Consider the following 491-nt stretch of genomic DNA (forward strand, 5'->3'; position numbering starts at 1 on the left):
GCTCCTCATGGACCAGAAGGTCGTCGCGGGCGTGGGCAACGTCTACCGGGCCGAGGTGCTCTTCCGGCACGGCATCGACCCCTACCGGGCCGGCAAGGACCTCACCCGCGCCCAGTGGGACGCGATCTGGGACGACCTGGTGCTCCTGATGCGCGAGGGCGTCCGGACCAACCGCATCGACACCGTCCGCCCCGAGCACACCCCCGAGGCCATGGGCCGCCCGCCGCGCGTCGACGACCACGGCGGCGAGGTGTACGTCTACCGCCGGGCGAACCAGCCCTGCCACATCTGCGGCGGCGAGATCCGCACCGCCGGCCTCGCCGCCCGCAATCTCTTCTGGTGCCCGGGCTGCCAGCGGCCCTGACCCCGGACCCGGTCAGAAGCCGTGCGGCAGCCACGGCGCCGGGTCGCTGCCGAACGCCACCGACGCCTCGGCCAGCGCGCCGCCCCGCAGCTCCCGCACCCGCCCGGCCGCGGCCAGCGCGGTCAGG

Annotated in this window: 1 protein-coding gene; it reads left to right on the forward strand. The window is 75.6% G+C overall.

All coding sequences use genetic code 11. From position 1 onward, the window contains the following. On the forward strand, positions 1-364 hold a 364-nt coding region (locus LPA54_RS36990), incomplete at its 5' end, for a zinc finger domain-containing protein (protein WP_306806611.1). Between the last annotated feature and the right edge of the window lie 127 nt (positions 365-491).

Origin of the sequence: Streptomyces sp. DH12 (genome assembly GCF_020873895.1) — a bacterium.
Taxonomy (GTDB): Bacteria; Actinomycetota; Actinomycetes; order Streptomycetales; family Streptomycetaceae; genus Streptomyces.